The sequence below is a fragment of the Microbacterium terrisoli genome, assembly GCF_030866805.1.
Classification (GTDB): Bacteria; Actinomycetota; Actinomycetes; order Actinomycetales; family Microbacteriaceae; genus Microbacterium; species Microbacterium terrisoli.
This window is the reverse complement of record NZ_CP133019.1, coordinates 3,151,705-3,175,058: the sequence shown is the minus strand read 5'-3', so window position 1 is coordinate 3,175,058 and position 23,354 is coordinate 3,151,705. Positions and strand designations below refer to the sequence as shown.

Below are 23,354 nucleotides of genomic sequence, written 5' to 3'. Positions count from 1 at the left end.
CCGGCTCGCTCACATCCGCGCCCGGTTCAGCAGTCGCGTTCTGCGGGTCGATCGCCGCCGTGCCCGCAGATCTTGACTGCTGATTCTCGCGCGCCGGGTTCAGCAGTCGCTTTCTGCGGTCGGGCCGTGGGCGCGCTTGCAGATACTGACTGCTGGACGGGAGGGTCTCGGTTCGGTCAGGAGGCGTATGCCTTGCGCAGCTCGGCCTTGCGGATCTTGCCGCTGGCCGTGCGCGGCAGCTCGTCGACGAACACGACCTCGCGCGGGATCTTGTATTTCGCGAGACGCCCCTGCAGCCGCGCGATCACGTCGGCCGGGGTGATCGTGGCGCCCGGGTCGAGCGTCGCGACCGCCAGCGGCACCTCGCCCCACTTGGCGTCGGGCACCCCGATCAGCGCGACCGCCGAGACCTCCGGGATCTGCATGATCGCGCCCTCCACCTCGGCGGAGTAGATGTTCTCGCCGCCGGAGATGATCATGTCCTTGAGGCGGTCCACCACGAACAGGTATCCGTCCTCGTCGAGGTAGCCGAGGTCTCCGGTGTGCAGCCAGCCGTCGACGATCGCCTCGGCCGTGGCCTCCGGCCGCAGCCAGTACTCGTGGATCACGTTCGGCCCGCTCACCAGGATCTCGCCGACCTCGCCGGGCGGCAGCATCCCGCCGTCTTCGTCGACGACCTTCACATCGGTGAAGAACTGCTTCAGACCCGAAGACCCCATCTTCTCGATGCTCATGTGCGGCGGCATCGCCGTCGCCCCGGGCGAGGTCTCGGTCATGCCGTACCCGCAGGAGAAGTGCAGTCCGCGCTTCTCGTAGGCCTCCAGCATCCGCTGCGGCATCGTCGAGCCGCCGCAGGTCAGGTGCCGCAGGCTCGACAGGTCGGTGGCGGCCCAGTCGGGGTGCTCCTCGATCATCTGGTACGTGGTGGGCACGCCCGAGAGCATCGTGACGCCCTCGCTCTCGATGGTGTGCAGCACATCGCCGGGATCGAACTTCTCGCGAAGGATGACGGTGCCGCCCTGCAGCAGGATCGGCAGCGCCCCCATCCCGAGCGAGGCGACGTGGAACATCGGCGAGATGAGCAGCACCACCTCACCCGAGCCCAGGCCGTAGTCCACGAGCGCGTTGAACGTGTTCCAGGTGAGGTTGCCGTGCGTGAGCACGGCGCCCTTCGGGTACCCGGTCGTCCCCGACGTGTACAGGATCAGCGCGGCATCGTCGAGCGACACCGCGTTGTCGCGGTATTCGGCGGCGCCCGAGGCGACCACTGCGTCGTAGTCCTCCACGCCCGGCAGATCGGTCTCGCCCACGCAGATGCGACGGGTGGCCGCCGTCGACCATGTGCCCGCGCGGGCGAGCTCGCCCAGAGTGTTCTGGAAGATCAGGGTCTCGGCGCCCGAGTTGTCCACGGCGAACTCGATCTCGGGGGCGGCCAGGCGCGTGTTCAGCGGCACGAAGATCGCCCCGAGCATGGTGGTCGCGAACAGCGCCTCCACGAACGAGGGGTGGTTGTTGCCCAGGTAGGCCACCCGGTCGCCGTGCTGCACGCCACGCGTGCGCAGGGCATCGGCGAGCCGCAGGATGCGCTCATCGAGTTCGTTGTAGCCGATCCGCTGGTCGCGGAACGCGATCGCCGCGTCTTCGCGCATGCGCTGCGCACGCCGATTCACCCAGGTGCCGATGCCGTAGTTGAGCATGTGTGTCCTTCGTCGTTGAAGAGTGGATGCCGGATCCGCCGTGGCTCAGGCGTACAGGCGCTGCAGACTGCGCGCGACGACGGCGGGCTTCGTGCCGCCCTCGGTCTCGATCGTCGCGTCGACCACCAGCTGGTAGCCGCCGGTGACCTCGTGCGCCTCGGCGATGGTCGCGGTCATCCGGATGCGCGCGCCGACCTTGACCGGCGAGACGAACCGCACCTTGTCGAGCCCGTAGTTGACCTTGGTGGACACCCCCTCGACCTCCAGCAGCTGGGTCCACAGCGGGATCAGCAGCGACAGGGTGAGGAAGCCGTGCGCGATCGCGCCGCCGAACGGTCCGTCCTTCGCGCGCTCGGGGTCGGTGTGGATCCACTGGTGGTCATCGGTCGCGTCGGCGAACGTGTTCACCTGCTCCTGCGTGATCTCGAGCCAATCGGTGTAGCCGAGGTCCTTCCCGACGAGGCTGGGCAGATCGGCGTAGTCGACGGTGGTGGTCATGTTCTCTCCTGATTCGAGCGGATGTGGGGATGTCTGACCTCAGACGAAGGCGGACGAGCCGGTCAGGGCCCGTCCCACGATGAGGGAATTGATCTCGTGCGTGCCCTCGTACGAGTACACGGCTTCGGCGTCGGCGAAGTAGCGCGCGACGTCGGAGGAGAGCAGGATGCCGTTGCCGCCGCAGACCTCCCGGCCCAGCGCCACCGTCTCGCGCGCCAGGCGAGCGGTCTGCATCTTGGCCAGCGCGGAGTTCTCGTCGCGGTAGTCGCCGGCATCCTGCCGAGCCGACAGCTGCACGGCCATCGCCAGCGACGCGGTGGCGTTGCCCAGCATGCGCGCGAGCTTCTCCTGCACGAGCTGGAACGCGGCGATGGGCCGTCCGAACTGCTCACGCTCGCGCACGTAGCGGGTCGCGGCCTCGACGGCTCCGGCCTGCAGGCCCGCCGCGATCCAGGCGACATCCGACCTCATCATGCGCAGGACTGCGGCAACGTCGCGCCAGCCGTTGATCTTCTGCAGGCGGGCGGATTCGGGCACCCGCACGCCTTCGAGGGTGATGTGCGCGTTCTGCATCGGGCGCAGCGACACCTTGCCGGTGATCGTGCGGATCGTCACGCCTTCTGCGTCGCGCGGCACGAGGAAGACCTTGACCGCGCGGTCGGCGTCGTCGCGGGCGAACACGGCCATGACGTCGGCAGTGATCGCGCCGCCGATCCAGCGCTTCGCGCCGTCCAGCACCCACTCCTCGCCTACCCGGCGGGCGCGGGTGGCAAGGCCTCCGGCGATGTCGGAGCCGTGGTCGGGCTCGGTGAGGGCGAACACGCCCCTCAGGTCGAACGAGCGAATGCGCGGCTCGAGCTCGGCGACCTGCGCGGCCGATCCGCCCTGCTCGACGATCGCCCGGAACAGCCCCGACTGCGCGTTGTACATCGTCGCCACCGATGCGTCCGTGCGCGCGAGCACGTAGGTGCGGAAGCCGGAGTACAGGGACGAGGTGGCTTCGGCCTCGTCGACCCCGTCGGGGTCCATCAGGTGCAGCGGCACCAGCGTCTGAAGCACCGCGTCGGGCATCGTCGCCGTCTCCCACGCCTCGGCCAGCAGGGGGTGGATGTCGCGCTCGAGCACCTCGCGCAGTCCGCCCAGCGCAGCCTGGGCGGGCTCGCTCAGTCGCGTCTGGGCGAAGCCGAACGGGTCGATGCCGATGGCGGAGTCCGCGTCGATCGAGGACATGTCAGCCTCGCAGCCCCAGCAGACGCACGGCGTTGCCCTTCATGATCCCCGGCAGCGCCTCCGGCTTGAACAGCTCGGTCTTCTCGGCGTCTGCGATCCACCGGTCGGGTGTGATCAGGGGGAAGTCGGAGCCGAACAGGATGCGATCGCGCAGATACGAGTTCGCCGCACGCACGAGGGGCGCGGGGAAGTACTTCGGGCTCCACCCCGACAGGTCGATCCACGTGTTGTGCTTGTGCGTGGCCACCGACAGCGCCTCGTCCTGCCAGGGCACCGAGGGGTGGGCCATGATGATCTGCAGCGTCGGGAAGTCAGCGGCGACACCGTCCAGCAGCATGGGGTTGGACAGCCCGAGGCGGAAGCCGTACCCGCCCGGCATGCCGGCGCCGATTCCCGTCTGGCCGGTGTGGAACAGGGCCGGGACCCCGGCATCCTGAACCGCGGCATAGACGGGGTAGTACCGCTCGTCGCTCGGGTCGAAGCCCTGCACCGTCGGGTGGAACTTGAATCCGCGCACGCCGCTGTCTTCGACCAGCCGGTGGATGCGGTCGACCGCATCCGTCCTGCGCGGATCGACCGACCCGAACGGGATCAGGATGTCGTTGTTGCGGGCGGCTCCCTCGGCGATGTCGGCGCTGTCGACGGGGGCGTGGTGCAGCTGCGTCTCGGCGTCGACCGTGAACACGACTGCGGCCGTCTTGCGCTGACGGTAGTACGCGGCGATCGAATCGAGATCGGGACGCGGACCGCTCGTGCTGAAGTACTTCGATGCGGCCTCGCTGAGCTCGGCAGGCATCGAGGAGTGTCCGTGCGCGTCGACCTCGATGTGCACGTGCGTGTCGATCGCGTCGAGCGCGTCGACGTCGATCGCGGGCTCGTAGTGGGTCACCGCTGCAGGTCCTCGGGCAGCGGCGGGAAGGTCTCGCCGACCGACTGCCGGTGCGCGTCGATGATGTCGCCGAACGCGTCCTCGAGCGATGCGACGTCCCAGCCGCCCTCGTGGTAGGCGCTGAAGACGGCCTCGGGGTGCGACCAGATCTGCAGCCGGTCCCCGCCGACGCCGACGGCCTGACCGGTGACGCCGGCTGCGGCATCCGATGCGAGGTAGGCGACCAGTCCTGCGACATCGCCGGCGGTGCCGAAGCCCAGGTCGTGGCGGAAGAACGCCGGCAGCTGCCGGCCGGACTGCTCGGCCTCGACCGCGGCGGCGAAGTAGGGGATCGTGGCGGTCATGGCGGTGGAGGCTACGGGGATGACGGCGTTCGCGGTGATCCCGGCCTTCTTCAGCTCCATCGACCACGTGCGCACCATGCCGACGATGGCGGCCTTCACGCCCGAGTAGTTCGTCTGGCCGAAGTTGCCGCGCTGGCCGGCCGGCGAGCCGATGCAGATGATCCGGCCGGCGATCTCATGCTCGCGCATGTAGGAGGCCGCTTCACGCACACACGTGAACGTTCCGCGCAGGTGCACATTCACGACGGTGTCGAAGTCGTCGTCGCTCATCTTCCACAGCACACGGTCGCGCAGCACGCCGGCGTTGGTCACCAGGATGTCCAGGCGCCCGTACGTGTCGACTGCGGTCTTCACGAGCAGCTGTGCGGTCTCGGTCGATCCCACCGGCGCGACGACGGCGGTCGCCTGGCCGCCGGCGGCGGTGATGGATGCCACGGCCTCGGTGGCCGTCACCTCGTCGACGTCGTTGACCACGACGTCGGCGCCCTGCCGGGCGAGTTCCTGCGCGTAGGCGAGCCCCAGCCCGCGGCCCGATCCGGTGACGATGGCGACTTTGCCGTGAAGTGACATCCCTGCTCCTTCGCTCTTGCGTTACTCAGATGAAATCGCACATCATTGAAAATGTCAATGATTGCCGTCTGGCAGTATTGGCCCAAGGGGAGGTGCCATGCAAGACACGACGACATCGCTGTGGGAGACGTCGGTGGGCAGCGATCCCGCGTTCCTGCTCGCGCGCGCCAACGCGCTCTCGCTCGCGGATGCCGCCGCCGCCCTCGCCTCGCACGGACTGAAGGTGCGCTCGTACTCGGTGCTCGCGCTCGCGTGCGGCGACCTGCGCCCCACCCAGCGTGAGCTCAGCGAGTTCCTGCGCCTGGATCCGAGCCAGGTCGTGAGCCTGCTCGATGACCTCGAGCGGCGCGGCTGGGTCAGCCGTGAGCCCGACCCCCGCGATCGCCGCGTGAACGTCGTGGTGGCAACCGCGGCGGGACGCACCGCCTGCGCACGGGCGCGCGAAGCTGTGGAGGCAGCTCAGCGCGCGCACTTCGCCGTGTTCGACGACGAGGAGTTCGACACCTTCACCGCATTGCTGCGTCGCCTCGCCATCGGTCCCTGAGCGGACGGGCCCGAACGGACCGGCATGGGCGACGTGGAGTGGTCGCCGCCTTAGCCGGGGTAGCGTTGTCGCCCATGGCCGACCGCACCGCAGCATCCCGTTCCCTGCCGCTGCTGGTCGTGGTCATCGTGCTGGCGGCGGCGATGCTGCGCGGACCGATCCTCGCGGTCGCGCCGGTCGCCGGAGAGATCGGCGACGACCTGCACGTGGGTGCCGGGGTGGTCGGACTGCTCACGACGATCCCGGTGCTGTGCTTCGCGGCGTGCGCGCCGCTGGCGATCGCGATCATCCGCCGGGCGGGGGCGGATGTCGCGCTCTCGCTGACCCTTACCGGCGTCGTGATCGGCAGCGTGCTGCGCTCGCTGGACGGCATCGTGCTCGCGCTGATCGGCACCGCGGTGCTGGGCGCGTTCGTCACGATCGGCAACGTCGTGCTGCCGATCATCATCGCCCGCGAGTTCAGCCCGCGCCGCGCGCACACCATGACGGGCGTCTACACCGCGGCACTGAACGTCGGCACGATGACCGTGACGTTGGGCACGGCTCCCTTCTCGGATGCGGTGGGCTGGCGCTGGGCGATCGCCTCGTGGTCGGTGTTCGCCCTGGTCGCACTGCTGGCATGGGTCGCGCTGCGAGGCGTGCGCGCGGCATTCGCTCCGACGCCCGGCACCCGCCCCGACGCCGACGCGCCGCGTGTCTCGGTCCTGCGGCACGGGCCGACCTGGCTGCTGGCGGCGGCGTTCTGCGGGCAGGCGTTCGCGTTCTATGCGATCACCGCCTGGTTGCCCACGATGCTGTCGGCCCAGGGGTTCGACACCACCGCCGCCGGAGCCATCGCGTCGCTCTTCCAGGTCGGCGGCATGATCGGCAGTCTGCTGCTGCCGATCGTCACGCTGCGCTCGTCGATCCTGGTGGGGACGCTCTACGTCGGCATCGGCTGGCTGGCGGTGCCGCTCGGGTTCCTGTTCGCGCCGTCACTGTGGCTGGCCTGGTGCATCGTCGGCGGCCTGGCGCAGGGCGGTGGCATCACGATCGTGTTCATCATGATCAACGCGTTCGGCGACGACGAGCACACCACCGCCGGCCGCTCGGGCGTCGTCCAGGGGTTCGGCTATGCCGTGGCGGCGACCGGTCCTCTCGTGCTGGGCGCCCTGCACGAGGCGACGGGCGCGTGGACCGTGCCGCTGCTGGTCGAACTCGTGGCCGTCCTGCTCTTCCTCGGCCCCGGCGTGGCGGTCGCCCGACACCTGCGTGCGGCGCGACCCGTGTCGTAGTCTCATCCGGTGACGACTCTCGAGCCCCTCCGCCTGCCCGCTGCCTCTTCGGCCCTCGCCTGGATCGGCGAGCGCTGCGACGGCGAACTCGCCCGCGCCGCCGAGCTGGTCGCACGCCTGCGCGCCGAGCCCCGGCGTGACGCGCGTGCCGTGCTGAATGCCTGGAACGAGATCGAGATCGCGTCGGCCAACGCCGCAGCTGCGGCATCCCTCTACGCGCAGACCCACCCCGACGCGGCCGTGCGCGACGCCGCCGACGAAGCTCTGCAGCGCGTTGAGGCGTTCGGCACCGACCTGGGTCTGGACCGCGAGCTCTACGAGATCGTGAGCGCCGTCGACGGCGCCGAGCTCGACGGCGACGCCGATGCCGCGCGGCTGCTGGCGAGGATACTGCGCGACTTCCGTCGCGCGGGCGTGGACCGCGACGAGGCCACGCGGGACCGGCTCCGCGAGCTCGCCCAGAGCGAGGTGCTGGCCGGCCAGGAGTTCAGCAAGAACATCCGCGCCGGGGTGCGCACGATGCACGTGCGTCCCGACGAGCTGGCGGGAATGCCCGAGGACTGGATGGCCTCCCATCGGCCCGGCGAGGACGGGCTGATCGCGGTGACCACCGACTACCCCGACTCGGTGCCGCTGAGCACGTACTGCACCGTGTCATCGACGCGCCGCACCATGACGCACGAGCGACTGAACATCGCCTGGCCCGAGAACGACGGCGTGCTGCACCGGCTGCTCACGCTGCGCGCCGAGCACGCGCGGCTGCTCGGCTATGCCGACTGGGCCGACTACGACGCCGAGGTCAAGATGATCGGCGACGGCGGGGCGATCGGCACGTTCATCGACAGGATCTCGGATGCCGCGGCCGACAGCGCGCTGCGCGACAAGGCCGTGCTGGTGCGCAGGCTGCAGCAGGATGTGCCTGAGGCCACCGACATCGACGCCGTCGATGTGCCGTACTACTCCGAACTCGTGCGCAAGGAGCAGTTCGCCGTCGACGCGCAGCGCATCCGCACGTTCTTCGCCTTCGAGAAGGTGCGTCAGGGGCTGCTCGATGTCACCGGGCGCCTGTTCGGCCTGACCTGGCAGCGCGTGGACGTGCCGGTCTGGCACGAGGCCGTCGCCTCGTACGACGTGCTGCGCGGAGGCGAGCGCATCGGCCGCATCCACCTCGACCTGCACCCGCGTGAGGGCAAGTACACGCACGCCGCGCAGTTCGACCTGGTGCCGGGCGTGCGCGGTCGCCAGCTGCCCGAGGGCGTGCTGGTGTGCAACTTCAGCACCGGGCTCATGGAGCACGACGAGGTCGTCACGCTGTTCCACGAGTTCGGTCATCTCATCCACCACGTGCTCGGCGGCGACCAGCAGTGGGTGCGCTTCTCGGGCGTTGCGACCGAGTGGGACTTCGTCGAGGCGCCGAGCCAGATGCTCGAAGAATGGGCGTGGGATGCCGCCGTTCTGGCGACCTTCGCGACCGACGCTGAGGGGCGCACGATCCCTGCCGATCTGGTCGCGCGCATGCGCACCGCCGACGACTTCGGCAAGGGCTTCCTCGCGCGCACCCAGATGTTCTATGCGGCGCTGTCGCTCGAGATCCATCGCGAGGTCCCCGACGATCTCACGCAGGCGGTGCGCGAGGCGCAGGCGCGCTACTCCGTGTTCCCGTACGTCGACGATACGCACTTCCACTGCGCATTCGGCCACCTCGACGGCTACGGCTCGGGCTACTACACCTACATGTGGTCGCTCGTGATCGCCAAGGACATGTTCAGCGCGTTCGACACCGCCGACCTGTTCGCCCTCGACGTCGCCGCGCGTTATCGCGACCGCGTGCTCGCGCCGGGAGGGTCGCAGGATGCCGCAGCCCTGGTCGCCGACTTCCTCGGCCGCCCGTACACCTTCGACGCGTACGCCGCCTGGCTGGCCACCGAGGGGGTCAGTGGCGCTCGGTGAGCATGCCGAGCGCGTCGCAGCGACGTTCGCGCGACTCATCCCGACTGGTCGGCTGCGCCGCCTCGCTCAACGAACGAGCGACTCCATCGGCCAACCCGTGTAGGCCTCGGCGAGGTAGGTGCGCCCGGCGTGCGAGTCGGTGACGCTGCGCAGCTCGCCGAGCTGGCGCATGTGGTCGAACTCGGAGGCTCCCGGCATCCGGTGCAGCATGCTCGTCATCCACCACGAGAAGTTCTGCGCCTTCCAGATGCGATGCAGCGCCGCCTGCTCGTAGCCCTCGAGCGGGCCGGCGTCCTGTGAGAGCAGGAAGGCTTCGAGCGCGCGGTGCAGCAGCAGCACATCGGCGATGGCCAGGTTCATCCCCTTCGCGCCCGTGGGCGGCACCGTGTGCGCGGCATCCCCCACCAGCACGATCCGGTCGCGGCGCAGCTCCCGGGCCACGAAGCTGCGGAACTGCAGCACGTCGCGCTGGAAGATCGGCCCCTCGTGCAGCGTCGTGCCCGGCACCCTCGACTGCAGGATCTCCCACAGCTGCTCCTGCGTGTACGCGTCGGGGTCGACGTCGGGGTCGCACTGGAAGTACATCCGCTGCACGGTGTCGCTGCGCTGGCTGATCAGGGCGAAGCCGTTCGGGGAGTTGCTGTAGATCAGCTCGGGGGCGCTGGGCGGTGCCTCGCACAGGATGCCGAACCAGGCGAACGGGTACTCGCGGTACAGGCCGGCGCGCGAGCCCGACATGGCCTTGCGCACGACCGAATGCGACCCGTCGGCGCCCACGACGATCTCGGCGCAGATCTCGACCTCGGCGCCCTCGGCGTCGGTGGCGATGACGCGCGGCCGGTCGCCGTCGATGTCTTCGATGCGCACGGCGGCGGTCTCGAAGCGGATGTCGGCGCCGGCCGGCACGAGGGTCGCCAGCAGGTCCTGCAGCACCAGGTGCTGCGGGTAGAGCCACACGCCGCGGCCGACGAGCTCGGCGAAGTCGATGCGGTGCCCGACCCCGTCGAAGCGCAGTTCGATGCCGTCGTGGCGTTGGCCGACCTGGTGCGCGTGCGTGTCGACACCGGCGGCCAGCAGCGCCTGCACTGTGCCCTCTTCGAGGATGCCGGCGCGGATGGTCTGCTCGATGTCGGCGCGCGAGCGGCTGTCGATCACGACCGATTCGATGCCGGCCTGTCGCAGCAGCTGCGCGAGCAGCAGCCCGGCGGGACCGGCGCCGACGATGGCAACGCGCGTACGGACGGTGGTGGTCATGGGCGTCTCCTTCGACGGGCACAGCGGGTGACTTCATTGTGGCCGACTCCCTGTGCCGTCGACTGCTGGTTGCCCATTCAATGGGAATCAAGATGGCCGCCGAGCAGCGGGCGGGTCAGCTGTCGAGGCGAGAGTGGATGTCGCGGGCCGCGCGATGCAGGGCATCCAGGCCGGGCTCCACCGGGGCGTGGCGCTCGATGATCACCGACAGTGCGGCCACGACGCCTACCCGGTCCCGCACCGGCACGGCCAGGCCGGTTGCCACGTCTTCGATGTAGCCGGGCGCGACCACGTGGCCCAGTCGGCGGATCTCGGCGAGCTTGCGCCGCAGCGCGGCCGGGTCGGTGATCGTCGCCCGGGTGAGAGCGACCAGGGGCCCCGCCAGCACGCGCTCCTGCAGTTCGGCGGCACCGAACGCCAGCAGCACCAAGCCGGAGCTCGACGCGTGCAGTGGCAGCCGGCCGGCGATCCGCGTCACGTTGGAGGTGGCATCCGGGCTCGACAGCCGCTCGAGGAACAGCGCCTCGTCCTGCTCGAGGATCGCGAGCTGGGTGTGCTCGCCGATCCGGGCCTGCACGCGCTCCATCGCCGGCATCGCCGCCTGCCGCAGTCGGAGCGCCGCCGAGGATCGGGTCGCCAGCTCCCAGAGGCGCATTCCCACCCGCACCCTCCGACCCTCGTCGATCTCGAGCAGGCCGGTCTGGACGAGCTCGCCGATGAACCGGTGCGCCGTCGACGAGGGAAGGCCCGCGCGGCGCCCGATCTCGGACGCGGTCTGCACGGTGCGCGTCGGGGTGAACGTCTCGAGCACCCGCAGCAGTCGTTCGGTGACCGATTCACCCGACGGGGAATTCGCCATGGGGCTACCTTCTCACGCGCATCCCGGCTACAATCGTTGGGGACCCAACTAATTCAGATCCGTTCCACACGCCGGTCGAAGGAGATCACGTGCAGTTCTACCGCGAGGGATACCGTCCGGGCGACCCCGACCTGCAGCAGCCCGCCGCCGAAGCGCTGGCCCGTGCCGCCGAGATCGGCGAGAGCGTGGATGTGCTCATCGTCGGCACCGGACCTGCCGGCACCGTGCTGGCCGCGCAGCTGGCGGCCTTCCCCGACATCGACACGCGCATCATCGAACGACGCGGCGGACCGCTGCAGGTCGGGCAGGCCGACGGCGTCGCGTGCCGCACGGTCGAGATGTTCCAGGCCTTCGGACTGGCCGAGAGACTGCTGCGCGAGGCGTACTGGGTGAACGAGGTGCGATTCTGGGGACCGGGAGAGACCGATCGCGACAGCATCGTGCGCACCGGATGGGTGCAGGACACCCCGCCCGGGCTCAGCGAGTTCCCGCATGTCATCGTCAATCAGGCGCGCATGCAGCAGTTCCTGCTCGAGCGCGCCGCGACCTCGGCCTCCCGGCTCGAGCCCGACTACGGCATCGAGTTCGTCGGGTACACGCGCGGCGACGGCGAGTATCCGCTGACGGTGACCCTGCGGCGCACCGGGGGAGACCATGCCGGTGACGAATTCACCGTCCGGGCGAAGTACGTCGTCGGGTGCGACGGCGCCCGCAGCGCCGTGCGGCACGCCCTGGGCCGCGAACTGCGCGGTGACACCGCCAATCACGCCTGGGGCGTCATGGATGTGCTGGCCGTCACCGACTTCCCGGACTGGCGCACCAAGAACGTCGTCCAGTCCGCAGGCAAAGGCTCGCTGCTGATGATCCCCCGTGAGGGCGGCAACATGGTGCGCTGCTACGTGGACCTGGGCACCGCGCCCGCCGGCGACAAGACGATCCGCGACACGACGGTCGAGCACATCACTGCGGTGGCAAGCGCCATCCTGCACCCGTACCGGATCGACGTGCGCTCGGTGGCATGGTCCAGCGTCTACGAGGTGGGCCAGAGACTGGCCGACCGGTTCGACGATCTGTCTGCCGACGCGCCTGCCGGTGCCTCGGCCCGGGTGTTCCTGGCCGGTGACGCGTGCCACACGCACAGCGCGAAGGCGGGCCAGGGGATGAACGTGTCGATGCAGGACGCGTTCAACCTGGGCTGGAAGCTCGCCGCCGTGCTGCAGGGGCGATCGGGAGAGGGGCTGCTGCGCACGTACTCCGAGGAGCGGCACGCGGTGGCCCACGACCTCATCGAGTTCGACAAGTTCTGGTCGGCGTTCATCGCGCAGCCGGCGCTGGATCCCGCCCACCCCGAGCGCGGAGGCGTGGCGAGCGTCGACATGCAGGCGGAATTCGCGCGGCAGGGGAGATACACGGCGGGGCTGGCCACGATGTACACGCCGTCGGTGCTCACCGGCACCGGAGAGCACCAGGCTGCGGCATCCGGATTCGCCATCGGCACCCGCTTCCACTCCGCGCCGGTGCAGCGTGTGGCCGACGCGCGGCGCACACAGCTCGGACACACCCACCTCGCCGACGGGCGCTGGCGGCTGTATGCCTTCGCCGATGCGGCCGGCACCGGGCTGCCGGCGCTCGCGCGATGGCTGGCGGATGCCGCAGGCTCGCCGATCCGCCGATTCACACCGGTCGGAGCCGACCTTGACAGCGTGATCGACGTGCACGGCGTGTTCCGCGGCTCGTGCCACGACCTCGAGGTCACCGACCTGCCCGAGATCCTGCTGCCGCGCACTGGGCCGCTCGGACTGCAGGACTGGGAGAAGGCCTGGGCGGCCGACCCCGACGTCGACGTCTTCGACCTGCGCGGCATCGCCGATGAGGGGGCGATCGTGATCGTGCGCCCCGACCAATACGTCGCGACGGTGCTGCCGCTGTCGGCGCGCGAAGAGCTCACTGCCTTCTTCGCCGGTTTCATGCTTCCGGTGCGGGTGCCGCAACCCGGTAGGAGATGATGGATGCCGTGTCCACCGCTGCGCCGCTGCCCGAGCCGCAGGCCCACGTCGGCAATCTCATCCGGCGCGCGCAGCAGCTGCACCTGGCGATGTGGGCGCAGCTGGTCTCGACCGAGACCACCAGCGCGCAGTACAGCATTCTGCTCGTGCTCGAACGGCGCGGAGAGGCGAGCCAGCGCGAGCTGTGCGATGACGTGGACCTGGATCGGTCGACGGTGGCCGACCTCGTGCGGCGCATGCAGCACGGCGGCCTGATCGAGCGCCGTCGCTCCGCCGAGGACGCGCGACGCAACGTGGTCACGCTCACCGCGGCGGGGGCGGCCGAGCGCACTCGGCTCGCTCCGCGGGTGGATGATCTGCAGCGTCGGTTGACGGCGCACATGGCGACCGGGGATGCGGAGGGACTGCACCGCGGTCTGCGCGGGCTGCTGGATCGGCCGGCGGACAGGTCTGCCGATGAGCCGCCGGTTTCGTCGGTCACCCCGCCGGCCGGGCCGATCGCTCGGGGGCGATGATGGCCGACGGCATGCTCGCGCGCACGATGAGCGTGCTGTCGTGCTTCACCGACGACGAGCCGGCGGTCGGCGCCGCCCGCATCGGGCAGCGCACCGGCATCCCGGACTCGACGCTGTACCGGCTGCTGTCCGACCTGGTCGCCGAGGGCTTATTGGCTCGCGCGCCCGGTCGCACTTACACGATCGGCGCGCGCCTGTGGGAGCTGGGCGAGCTCTCGCCGCTGTCGCTGCGGCTGCGCGAGACCGCGCTGCCGCACATGGCCCGGCTGTACGACGCCACCGGCGAGAACGTGCACCTCGCGGTGCTCGATGGTCCTGGACCCGAGGCATCCGTCGCCCTGTTCGTCGGGCGCGTCTCGGGCAGCGACTCCATTCCGACCCTCAGCCGCATGGGCGGGCGCCAGCCCCTGCACACCACGGGTGTCGGCAAGGCGCTGCTGTCCACGCGTGACGACGAGTGGCTGGACCGCTTCGTGAACGCGCCGCTGCAGCGCGAGACGACCCGGTCGATCACCGACCCGGCGGTCCTTCGGGCCGAGATCGTCCGCGCCCGTGCGCGCGGGTACGCGACCACCCGCGAAGAGATGACGCTCGGCAATGTGTCGGTGGCAGCCCCGGTCCCCCCGGTGCAGGGTCTGCCCCCGATCGCACTGGGAGTGGTCGTGCACCTCGATCACGCCGACGTGCGCAGGCTGTCTCCGCTGGTGGTGCAGGCGGCGCGCGATCTGCACCATGATCTGCGAGACTCTCACTGAGTGAGACTCGACGCGGCTGTGGATGCCGTGCCCTGCCACTCTGGGACACAGTGACGCCCACGATGGAGCTGCTTCATGACTCACGGGCGCGTCGAAGGAGACACCATGACCGATGCCGATACCGAGCGGCCCCGCGCGCAGAGCACCGCAGCAGCACCCGAGTCGCTGCTGGCTTCGCAGGACTTCCCGCCGCAGGCGCAGATCACCCGTGAGATCCAGGACCTGCACGCCGACTACGCGCGCCGCGAGGCGGCCGGTGAGCAGCTGCCCCTCACGATGCACGACTTCCCGCCGTACCGGTCGAGCCTGCTGCGCCACCCCACCAAGAACCCGAAGCTGGTCGACCCCGAGACCATCGAGCTGTACTCGCCGGCATTCGGGCAGCGCGATGTGGCCGCGATCGAATCCGACCTGACGCTGCAGCACTCCGGCGAGCCGCTGGGCGAGCGCATCACGGTGCGCGGACGCCTGCTCGACTCGTGGGGACGCCCGGTGCCCAATCAGCTGCTGGAGATCTGGCAGGCCAACTCGGCCGGCCGCTACATCCACCAGCGCGACCAGCATCCTGCCCCGCTCGACCCGAACTTCACCGGCGCCGGCCGCGTGATCACGAACGACAACGGCGAGTACCTGTTCACGACGATCAAGCCCGGCCCCTACCCGTGGAAGAACCACCAGAACGCCTGGCGTCCGGCCCACATCCACTTCTCGGTGTTCGGCAGTGCGTTCACGCAGCGGATCATCACGCAGATGTACTTCCCCGGCGACCCGCTGTTCGCGCTGGACCCGATCTACAACTCGATCCGTCGGCAGTCCGACCGCGAGCGACTGATCAGCACGTACGACCACGACCTGACCGTCCCGGAGTTCTCGATGGCGTACCGCTGGGACATCGTGATCGACGGCCCCGACGCCACCTGGAGCGAGCCCGAGGGGGAGCACTGATGACCGAGAACACGTCACCCGAGAAGGTGCTGACCAAGACCGCAGGCCAGACGATCGGCCCGTTCTACGCGTACGGCACGGTGTATCCGAAGATGCACGAGGTCGCCCACCCGCACAGCCCCGGCGCGGTCGTGCTCGGCGGCACCGTGTACGACGGCGCGGACGCTCCCGTACCGGACTCGATGGTCGAGATCTTCGGCGCCGACGGCGACGGCAGCGTGCCGCGGGCACGGGGGTCGTTCCACCGCGACGACCACACGTTCACAGGGTTCGGCCGCTCCTTCACGAACGATGAGGGTCACTACGAGTTCTGGACGCGCAACCCCGGCGCGGCCGCGGGCAAGGCGCCCTTCTTCGCTGTGGTCGTGTTCGCCCGAGGTCTGCCCGACAAGCTGCACACGCGCATCTACCTGCCCGATGATGAGGCGGCGCTGGCCGCCGACCCGCTGCTGGCGACGCTGTCACCGCAGGAGCGCGCTACGCTCATCGCGACGCGCCTGCCCGACGGGTCCCTGCAGCACGACATCCGTCTGCAGGGCGAGCGCGAGACGGTGTTCCTCACCTTCTAGCCGATGGCGGCGGGTGAGACGCAAGAGGGGACTGCCGTGGCGGTTGTGGATGCGGGGTTGCTCTCACCGGTGACGGTCGGCCACGACGAGGTCGTCTCCGACGCGATCGTCGTGGATGCGCTGGTCACGGCCGAGGCGGCGCTCTCGCGCGCCTGGCACACGGTGGGAGTGGCGCCGGATGCCGCAGCTGCGGCGATCTCGCAGGCGTTGGGGTGGCGACGCGCCGGCGCCCGGGTGCGCGGCCACGGCATCGAGGTCGATGCGCTGGCGGCGGCATCCCCCGCCGGTGGCAATCCCGTGATCCCGCTGGTCGGGCTCCTGCGCGAGCGCGTTGCCGACGAGGCCCGCATCTGGGTGCATCGCGGGGCGACCAGCCAAGACATCGTCGACACCGCGCTGATGATCGTCGCCCGCGGCGCGCTCACGCGCATCGCCCTCTCGCTCGAAGAGGTCGCGTGCGCGCTGGGCGGCATCGCACGCGAGCGCCGCGACGAGGTCGCCGCCGGCCGCACCCTGACCCAGCAGGCGGTGCCCACCACGGTCGGCCTGCGTGCGGCCGTGTGGCTGCGCGCAGTTCGCCGGGCCATGCAGCGGCTGCAAGAAGCCGTGCTGCCGGTGCAATTGGGGGGTGCGGCCGGAACCCTGGCCGCGTTCGTCGAGGTGGGAGGCGAGGATGCCGCCGCCGCGCTGCCGGCCGCATTCGCGAAAGAGCTGCGCCTTGCCGCGCCCGACGCCCCGTGGCACACCACCCGGTGGCCGATCACCGAACTCGGCGACGCGCTCGTGCAGTCGATCGACGCGGTCGGCACGATCGCCGCCGACATCGCCACCTACAGCCGCACCGAGATCGGCGAGATGGCCGAGGGTGAAGGCGGCGGCTCTTCTGCCATGCCGCAGAAGCACAACCCCGTGCGCTCCGTGCTCATCCGCTCGGCGGCTCTGCGCGCCCCGCAGCTGGGTGCGACGCTGCACCTGGCCGCCGCCCTCACCGTCGACGAGCGCCCCGACGGCGCCTGGCACGCCGAGTGGCCGACGCTGCGCGAACTGCTGCGGCTGGCACTGGGCACGAGCGCCCACGCCGAACAACTCGTGCGCGGACTGCAGATCGACTCCGCAGCCGTCGCCCGCAATGCGCAGGGGGTGGGCATGCTCGCCGAACGCCTGTCGATCGTGCTCGGCCCGCTCATCGGCCGCCCGCGGGTGGCCGAGCTCGTCGCGGCAGCCGCCGATCGCGCGCAGCTCGCCGAGGCCGTGCGTGCACTGCCCGAAGCGGCCGGACTCGACGTCGATGCCCTGCTCGACCCCGCCGGCTACACGGGGCTCGCCCGCCGTCTGGTCGACGAGGCAGCGCCTGTGACCGACTCCACCGAAGCCGACTCCGCCGCCGACACCGCCGAAGGATACGCATGACCCCCGCACTGGCCGTGACCGAACCGATCGGAGCAGTCGATGCCCCGCTGCTGCTGCTCGGTCCGTCGCTGGGCACCTCGACGATCCTGTGGGAGGCGGTGACTCCCGCCCTCACGGAGCGCTTCCGGGTCGCGGCGTGGGACCTGCCCGGGCACGGGGCATCGCCTGCGGCCGGCGCGGAGTTCAGCGTCGCCGAGCTGGCCGACGCCGTCGCCGAGGCCGCCGCGCGCTTGGGCGCGTCGCGCGTGCACTACGCCGGGGTGTCGCTGGGCGGTGCGGTCGGACTCGAGCTGCTGCTGCGGCATCCCGACCTCGTCGAGGCGGCGGCCGTCTTCGCATCGGGCGCAGTCATCGCCACCGCCCAGAGCTGGCATGAGCGTGCCGCGAAAGTGCGGGCCGAGAGCACGTCGTCGATGATCATCGGCTCGGCCCAGCGCTGGTTCGCCCCCGAGACCATGGCGCGGCATCCCGAACTGACTGGCCGGTTGCTGCACTCCCTGCAGGACGCCGACGACGAGAGCTATGCACTCTGCTGCGAAGCGCTCGCCGGCCATGACGTGCGCTCGCGCCTCGGCGAGATCGCCACCCCGCTGCTGGCGGTGTGGGGCGCGCACGACCTCGTCACGCCCGAGGCTTCGGCCCGCGAGATCGCCGACGGCGTGCAGCGAGGCAGCGCCACCGGGATCGAGGATGCCTCGCACCTCGCGCCCGTCGACGATCCCGACACCGTCATCCGTCTGCTGCTCGACTTCTTCACCCCCGCCGGTCGTTGAGCGCGCGCAGCGCGTGGGAACGACCTCCTCGAACGAACGGACATCGATCATGACCACCGAGCGCCTCACCGACCAGGAGCGATTCGACCAGGGCATGACCGTGCGTCGCGCGGTGCTCTCGGACGAGCATGTCGATCGCGCGAACGCGAACCTCACCGAGTTGACCGCCGACTTCCAGGACTTCATCACGCGCGTGGCGTGGGGCGACGTGTGGTCACGGCCCGGCCTTGACCGCCGGTCGCGCTCGGTGGCCGTCATCACGTCGCTGATCGCGCATGGCCATCACGAAGAGCTCGCGATGCACCTGCGTGCCGGTCTGCGCAACGGCCTCACCGTCGATGAGATCAAGGAGGTCATCCTGCAGTCCGCGATCTATTCGGGCGTGCCGGCCGCCAACACGGCGTTCCGCATCGCGCAGCAGGTCTTCACCGAGGGCTGAATGCTCAGCTCGCGCGGCGGGCGCCCTCGCCGAGTGAGGCCAGCTTCGCCCACGCGATGTCGGGGTGCACACGCCCGCCCAGCCCGCAGTCGGTCGAGGCGATCACCCGGTCCGGGCCGACGATGTCGGCGAAGCGGCGGATGCGCTCGGCCACCAGATCGGGGTGCTCGACCACGTTCGTCGCGTGGCTGACGACACCGGGCGCCAGCACCAGGTCGGCCGGGACGGCGGCATCCTTCCACACCGACCATTCGTGTTCGTGCCGCACGTTGCCCGCTTCGAACGAGATCGTGCCCACTTTCGCCTGCAGCACCACGGGGAGGATGTGGCGCAGCTCGATGTCGGTCGTGTGCGGACCGTGCCACGAGCCCCAGCACAGGTGCAGCCGCACCTGCTCCTTGGGCAGCCCCTCGATGGCGCGGTTGAGCGCGTCGATGCGGATCTGCGTGAACGCCTGATAGTCCTCGACGCTGGGCTCGGGGTTGATCTGGTCCCAGTTCTCGGCCAGCGACGGATCATCGATCTGCAGCACGAGTCCGGCGTCGGTGATGGCCCGGTACTCCTCACGCAGCGCGTCGGCCCACGCGGTGATGTGCTCGTGCTCGCTGCTGTAGAACGTGTTCACGACGCGGGCGGCGCTGCCCGGCGAGATCGCGGTGAGAAAGCCCTGCTCGCCCGGCTGCAGCGCGGCCTTCAGGTGCCGGATGTCGGCGGCGACCGCGTCCTGCCCGCGATACGAGATCGGCCCGGTCGTGGTCGGGAACCTGGTCGCGATCCGTCCGGCGGGCACCGTCTCGGCGTCGCGGTAGACGGCGGGGAAGCGCTGCCGATCGCGGCGGTCGACGAACGAGGTCAGTCGGATCTTGCCGGGCTCGGAGCGCACGGCGCGCTGGCCGGCCAGGTCTGTGCCCGCGTCGGGGGCGGCGGTGATGGGGTTCACGTCCGTCAAGGACAGACCGTTCACCCGCTGGAACGAGTACGACCACCATGCGCCGTAGTCCACGGCGCTGGACATGGCCTTGCCGAACTCACCATCGCCGACGAGGGTGATGCCGGCCTCGCGCTGGCGGCTGACGACGTCAGCGACGGCGGCGGTGACCAGCCGGTCGAACTCCGGCGTGACCTTCAGCGTGAACCCGTCGTCGGCGAGCTCGCGCGCGCCGTTCGCATCGATGAGCGCCTGCGTGCGCGGCAGGCTCCCGGCCGTCGTCGTGGCGATCTGTGACATGGTGCCTCTTTTCGTCCGCCGTGAGCCTATCCCGCCGCCGCGTGCGGCCGCATCGCGGATGACTCCGCGTGACGGGGAGGGATGACCTGCGCTCGTCGGCCGTTCGCGGTACAATGGTCGTAGTTCGCACACCTGTTCGCAGAGCGAACAACGCATCGAGGAGGATCTGTGATCGACAAGACCGTGGCGGATGTCGCATCCGCCGTGGCGGGAATCCCCGACGGGGCGACTGTCATGATCGGCGGGTTCGGCCGCGCAGGCCAGCCCGTCGAGCTCATCGATGCGCTCATCGGCTCCGGCGCCACCGGCCTGACCATCGTCAGCAACAACGCGGGCAACGGCGACGTAGGGCTGGCCGCCCTCTTAGCCGAGAAGCGGGTGCGCAAGATCATCTGCTCGTTCCCGCGGCAGTCCGACTCGTGGGTGTTCGACGGGCTCTACCGTGCCGGCGAGATCGAGCTCGAGCTTGTGCCGCAGGGCAACCTCGCCGAGCGCATCCGCGCCGCCGGCGCCGGCATCGGCGCGTTCTTCTCGCCGACCGGGGTGGGCACCCAGCTGGCCGAGGGCAAGGAGCACCGCACCATCGAGGGTCGCGACTACGTGCTCGAGTACCCGATCACCGCCGACGTCGCGCTCGTCAGCGCACTGAAGGCAGACAGGTGGGGCAACGTCGTCTACCGTGAGACGGCCCGCAACTTCGGTCCGGTGATGGCATCGGCCGCCGCCGTCACCGTCGTCCAGGTCGATGAGGTGGTGCCCTTGGGCGCGCTGGACCCCGAGGCCGTCGTCACCCCCGGCATCTTCGTCGACCGGGTCGTCTCGGTCGGCGAGCGGCGCTGGCTGCACAGGGGTGCATTCGTCGGCGGGGTCGATCTGGAGGGCGCGCCGCGAGAAGCGGATGCCGCGACCGGCGAGGAGGCAGTGCGATGACGTCGATCACCACGATCACCCGCAAACAGCTGGCTGCACGCATCGCCGCCGACATCCCCGAGGGTTCATATGTGAACCTCGGCATCGGCGCGCCGACCCTCGTGGCGAACTATCTGCCGGCCGATCAGGAGATCATCCTGCACACCGAAAACGGTCTGCTGGGCATGGGACCCGCTCCCGAAGCCGACAGCGTCGACCCCGACCTGATCAACGCCGGCAAGCAGGCTGTCACCGCCCTGCCCGGCGCCGCGTACTTCCACCACGCCGACTCGTTCGGCATGATGCGCGGCGGCCACCTCGACGTGTGTGTGCTCGGGGCGTTCCAGGTCTCGCAGACCGGCGATCTCGCCAACTGGTCCACCGGTGCGCCCGGCGCGATCCCCGCCGTCGGCGGTGCCATGGACCTGGCCATCGGCGCCAAGAGCGTCTACGTCATGACCGATCTACTCACCAAGACCGGCGAGGCCAAGCTTGTCGCGGCGTGCAGCTATCCGCTGACAGGTGTCGGCTGCGTCACCCGTGTCTACACCGACCACGCCGTCTTCGACGTCACCTCCGACGGCTTCGCGGTGCGCGAGGCGTTCGGCGAGAACACCGTCGCGGATCTGGAAGAGCTCACCGGCCTCACCCTGGCCGATGCCACGCAAGGAGAAGTGAAGTGACCGCCACCTATGTCTATGACGCCGTCCGCACGCCTTTCGGTCGTGCCGGGGGAGCACTGTCCGGGGTGCGCCCCGACGACCTCGCCGCCGTCGTCATGAAAGCGATCGTCGAGCGCACGGGGGTGGATGCCGCGGCCATCGACGATGTGGTCTTCGGCGATGCGAACCAGGCGGGGGAGGACAACCGCAACGTCGCCCGCATGGGCGCCCTGCTCGCGGGCTTTCCGACGAGCGTGACCGGGGTCACCGTCAACCGGCTGTGCGCGTCCTCGCTCGAGGCGATCGTGCAGGGCTCACGGGCCATCGAGGTCGGCGACTCGCGGTTCGTGCTCGCCGGCGGCGTCGAGTCGATGAGTCGCGCACCGTTCATCGTCGAGAAGTCGGCGAAGCCGTGGCCGGCAACCGGCAATCAGACGATGTGGAACACGTCGATCGGCTGGCGCATGGTCAACAAGAAGCTGCCCGCCGCATGGACGGTCTCCAACGGGCAGTCGGCCGAGAAGGTCGCCCGCGAGGCGGGCCTGTCCCGCCAGGAGCAGGACGCCTATGCGCTGCGCTCGCACCAGCTGGCGGCCAAGGCCTGGGCAGACGGCGTCTACGACGGCGAGATCGTGCAGGTGCCCGGAGCGGAGCTGGCCCGTGATGAGGGCATCCGCGACGACACGTCGATGGAGAAGCTCGGCAAGCTGCGCGCGCTGTTCGCGGACGACGACGCCGGCACCGTGACCGCCGGCAACTCGTCATCGATCAACGACGGCGCCTCGGCCGTGCTGCTGGGCGCGCAGGGTGCTCTGGACATCGAGCCGCTGGCCCGCATCACCGGTCGCGGCGTGCACGGCGTGGAGCCCGACGTCTTCCCGCTCGCGCCGATCGAGGCGGCCAACAAGGCTCTCGCCCGCGCCGGCCGCACGTGGGCCGATGTGGATGTCGTCGAGCTCAACGAGGCCTTCGCATCGCAGGCGCTCGCCGACCTCAAGGGGTGGCCCGAGCTCGACCCCGAGAAGGTCAACATCCACGGCGGGGCGCTTGCCATCGGGCATCCGCTGGGCGCCTCGGGCGGTCGCATCCTCGGCCACGCCGCGCACGAACTGGCCCGGCGGGGCTCCGGCGTCGCGGTCGCTGCGATCTGCATCGGCGTCGGGCAGGGCCTGGCCGTCGTCCTCGAGCGGTGAGGGCTCTCGTTCGTTGAGCGAGCGCAGCGAGCCGAAACGCCCGGCACCGCAGCCCGAACCGGCTTCGGCCGACTTCGTCCAGTCGCTCGCCCGCGGCCTGGCCGTCATCCGCGCGTTCGACGCCGATCACGCCCACCTGTCGCTGAGCGAGGTCGCCGCCCGGGCGGGCATCCCCCGCGCGGCGGCCCGACGATTCCTGCGCACGCTCGAGACGCTGGGCTATGTCCGCAGCGGCGACCGGTCGTTCGCGCTGACCCCGCGCGTGCTCGAGCTGGGGTTCAGCTACCTGTCCGGGCTGTCACTGCCCGAGATCGTGCAGCCGCACCTCGAGAGGCTCTCGCGCCGGGTGGACGAATCCGTGTCGGCCGCCGTGCTCGACGGCGGTGACATCGTCTATGTCGCCCGCGTGCACACCCGCCGCATCATGAGCGTGCGGATCACCATCGGCACGCGGTTCCCCGCTCACGCCACGAGCATGGGCCGGGTGCTGCTGGCGGGGATGACGGGGGCCGAGCGTGACGCGGCGGTTGCCGCGTCCTTGGAACATCACCTCGTCGAGGGGGCGCTGGTCGGCGATGCGCTGTCGGCAGAGCTCGATCGCGTGCGCGCGCAGGGGTGGGCGATGGTCGACGGCGAGCTGGAGCCGGGCCTGCGCTCCATCGCCGCGCCCGTGCGTGATCGCACCGGTGCGGTGGTGGCTGCGCTGAACGTGTCCACGAGCACGCACCGGATCACCGCCGAGCGCGTGCGGGGCGAGTTCCTCTCCGCGCTGCGTGAGACCGCCGCAGCGGCCACCGCCGAGCTGCGCCTGGTGTGATCGGTGGGGCAGGATGCGATGATC

Annotated in this window: 23 protein-coding genes; 15 read left to right on the top strand and 8 right to left on the bottom strand. The window is 70.3% G+C overall.

Going from position 1 to position 23,354, the window contains the following annotated elements; translation table 11 throughout:
• Nucleotides 1-176 precede the first annotated feature (176 nt).
• The 5 genes from menE to QU603_RS14360 are packed head-to-tail and all read right to left on the bottom strand — an operon-like array spanning nucleotide 177 to nucleotide 5,228.
• A complete protein-coding gene (gene menE / locus QU603_RS14380; RefSeq protein WP_308492062.1) occupies nucleotides 177-1,697 on the bottom strand; it encodes an o-succinylbenzoate--CoA ligase in 1,521 nt (506 codons plus the stop codon).
• Nucleotides 1,698-1,742: 45 nt separating this feature from the next.
• Nucleotides 1,743-2,195 (bottom strand): MaoC family dehydratase, encoded by a 453-nt coding sequence (locus tag QU603_RS14375; RefSeq protein WP_308492061.1) that lies wholly within the window; start codon nucleotides 2,193-2,195, stop codon nucleotides 1,743-1,745.
• Nucleotides 2,196-2,234: 39 nt separating this feature from the next.
• Nucleotides 2,235-3,425, bottom strand: a complete 1,191-nt coding sequence (locus tag QU603_RS14370; RefSeq protein WP_308492060.1) for an acyl-CoA dehydrogenase family protein — start codon at nucleotides 3,423-3,425, stop codon at nucleotides 2,235-2,237.
• 1 nt (nucleotide 3,426) lies between these two features.
• A complete protein-coding gene (locus QU603_RS14365; RefSeq protein ID WP_308492059.1) occupies nucleotides 3,427-4,314 on the bottom strand; it encodes an amidohydrolase family protein in 888 nt (295 codons plus the stop codon).
• Entirely contained in the window at nucleotides 4,311-5,228 is a 918-nt protein-coding gene (locus tag QU603_RS14360) for an SDR family NAD(P)-dependent oxidoreductase (protein ID WP_308492058.1), read from the bottom strand. Before QU603_RS14360 ends, QU603_RS14365 begins: the two co-directional genes overlap by 4 nt.
• A gap of 97 nt (nucleotides 5,229-5,325) precedes the next feature.
• Here QU603_RS14360 and QU603_RS14355 point away from each other — a divergent pair, with 97 nt between their 5' ends.
• From QU603_RS14355 to QU603_RS14345, 3 genes are all read left to right on the top strand, one after another.
• Nucleotides 5,326-5,772, top strand: coding sequence for a MarR family winged helix-turn-helix transcriptional regulator (locus QU603_RS14355; protein ID WP_308492057.1), 447 nt, complete (start codon nucleotides 5,326-5,328; stop codon nucleotides 5,770-5,772).
• A gap of 74 nt (nucleotides 5,773-5,846) precedes the next feature.
• Complete coding sequence (locus QU603_RS14350; protein WP_308492056.1) at nucleotides 5,847-7,046, top strand: MFS transporter; 1,200 nt, start codon at nucleotides 5,847-5,849, stop codon at nucleotides 7,044-7,046.
• 9 nt (nucleotides 7,047-7,055) lie between these two features.
• Nucleotides 7,056-8,996, top strand: a complete 1,941-nt coding sequence (locus QU603_RS14345) for a M3 family metallopeptidase (protein WP_308492055.1) — start codon at nucleotides 7,056-7,058, stop codon at nucleotides 8,994-8,996.
• Nucleotides 8,997-9,062: 66 nt separating this feature from the next.
• Here the strand turns inward: QU603_RS14345 and QU603_RS14340 are convergent, their stop codons facing one another.
• Together QU603_RS14340 and QU603_RS14335 are read right to left on the bottom strand one after the other, a co-directional pair.
• Complete coding sequence (locus tag QU603_RS14340) at nucleotides 9,063-10,250, bottom strand: 4-hydroxybenzoate 3-monooxygenase (RefSeq protein ID WP_308492054.1); 1,188 nt, start codon at nucleotides 10,248-10,250, stop codon at nucleotides 9,063-9,065.
• 115 nt (nucleotides 10,251-10,365) lie between these two features.
• A complete protein-coding gene (locus tag QU603_RS14335; protein WP_308492053.1) occupies nucleotides 10,366-11,109 on the bottom strand; it encodes an IclR family transcriptional regulator in 744 nt (247 codons plus the stop codon).
• A gap of 89 nt (nucleotides 11,110-11,198) precedes the next feature.
• Between QU603_RS14335 and QU603_RS14330 the strand changes: the two genes are divergently transcribed.
• The 8 genes from QU603_RS14330 (at nucleotide 11,199) to pcaC (ending at nucleotide 18,521) form a co-directional block, all read left to right on the top strand.
• Entirely contained in the window at nucleotides 11,199-13,115 is a 1,917-nt protein-coding gene (locus QU603_RS14330; RefSeq protein WP_308492052.1) for an FAD-dependent monooxygenase, read from the top strand.
• A gap of 8 nt (nucleotides 13,116-13,123) precedes the next feature.
• Nucleotides 13,124-13,630, top strand: coding sequence for a MarR family winged helix-turn-helix transcriptional regulator (locus QU603_RS14325; protein WP_308492051.1), 507 nt, complete (start codon nucleotides 13,124-13,126; stop codon nucleotides 13,628-13,630).
• Entirely contained in the window at nucleotides 13,630-14,385 is a 756-nt protein-coding gene (locus QU603_RS14320) for an IclR family transcriptional regulator (RefSeq protein ID WP_308492050.1), read from the top strand. The genes QU603_RS14325 and QU603_RS14320 overlap by 1 nt, the downstream gene beginning before the upstream one ends.
• 105 nt (nucleotides 14,386-14,490) lie before the next feature.
• The gene (gene pcaH, locus QU603_RS14315) at nucleotides 14,491-15,330 is read left to right on the top strand and encodes a protocatechuate 3,4-dioxygenase subunit beta (RefSeq protein WP_308492048.1); all 840 of its coding nucleotides are present in this window, start codon (nucleotides 14,491-14,493) and stop codon (nucleotides 15,328-15,330) included.
• Nucleotides 15,330-15,899, top strand: a complete 570-nt coding sequence (gene pcaG / locus QU603_RS14310) for a protocatechuate 3,4-dioxygenase subunit alpha (RefSeq protein WP_308492047.1) — start codon at nucleotides 15,330-15,332, stop codon at nucleotides 15,897-15,899. The genes pcaH and pcaG overlap by 1 nt, the downstream gene beginning before the upstream one ends.
• Nucleotides 15,900-15,935: 36 nt before the next feature.
• Nucleotides 15,936-17,309: a lyase family protein gene (locus QU603_RS14305; RefSeq protein ID WP_308492046.1), complete on the top strand. Its 1,374-nt coding sequence runs from the start codon at nucleotides 15,936-15,938 to the stop codon at nucleotides 17,307-17,309.
• Nucleotides 17,306-18,082, top strand: coding sequence for an alpha/beta fold hydrolase (locus QU603_RS14300; RefSeq protein ID WP_308492045.1), 777 nt, complete (start codon nucleotides 17,306-17,308; stop codon nucleotides 18,080-18,082). The genes QU603_RS14305 and QU603_RS14300 overlap by 4 nt, the downstream gene beginning before the upstream one ends.
• Nucleotides 18,083-18,131: 49 nt before the next feature.
• On the top strand, nucleotides 18,132-18,521 hold the full coding sequence (gene pcaC, locus QU603_RS14295) for a 4-carboxymuconolactone decarboxylase (RefSeq protein ID WP_308492044.1): 390 nt from the start codon (nucleotides 18,132-18,134) through the stop codon (nucleotides 18,519-18,521).
• A gap of 4 nt (nucleotides 18,522-18,525) precedes the next feature.
• On the opposite strand, the gene QU603_RS14290 is transcribed toward pcaC, so the two are convergent.
• Entirely contained in the window at nucleotides 18,526-19,749 is a 1,224-nt protein-coding gene (locus QU603_RS14290; RefSeq protein ID WP_308492043.1) for a cobalamin-independent methionine synthase II family protein, read from the bottom strand.
• Between the two features lie 168 nt (nucleotides 19,750-19,917).
• Between QU603_RS14290 and QU603_RS14285 the strand changes: the two genes are divergently transcribed.
• The 4 genes from QU603_RS14285 to QU603_RS14270 are packed head-to-tail and all read left to right on the top strand — an operon-like array spanning nucleotide 19,918 to nucleotide 23,330.
• On the top strand, nucleotides 19,918-20,679 hold the full coding sequence (locus QU603_RS14285) for a 3-oxoacid CoA-transferase subunit A (protein WP_308492042.1): 762 nt from the start codon (nucleotides 19,918-19,920) through the stop codon (nucleotides 20,677-20,679).
• Complete coding sequence (locus QU603_RS14280; RefSeq protein WP_308492041.1) at nucleotides 20,676-21,341, top strand: 3-oxoacid CoA-transferase subunit B; 666 nt, start codon at nucleotides 20,676-20,678, stop codon at nucleotides 21,339-21,341. The genes QU603_RS14285 and QU603_RS14280 overlap by 4 nt, the downstream gene beginning before the upstream one ends.
• Nucleotides 21,338-22,513: a thiolase family protein gene (locus QU603_RS14275; protein WP_308492040.1), complete on the top strand. Its 1,176-nt coding sequence runs from the start codon at nucleotides 21,338-21,340 to the stop codon at nucleotides 22,511-22,513. The genes QU603_RS14280 and QU603_RS14275 overlap by 4 nt, the downstream gene beginning before the upstream one ends.
• Before the next feature lie 13 nt (nucleotides 22,514-22,526).
• The gene (locus tag QU603_RS14270) at nucleotides 22,527-23,330 is read left to right on the top strand and encodes an IclR family transcriptional regulator domain-containing protein (RefSeq protein ID WP_308492039.1); all 804 of its coding nucleotides are present in this window, start codon (nucleotides 22,527-22,529) and stop codon (nucleotides 23,328-23,330) included.
• Nucleotides 23,331-23,354: the final 24 nt, after the last annotated feature.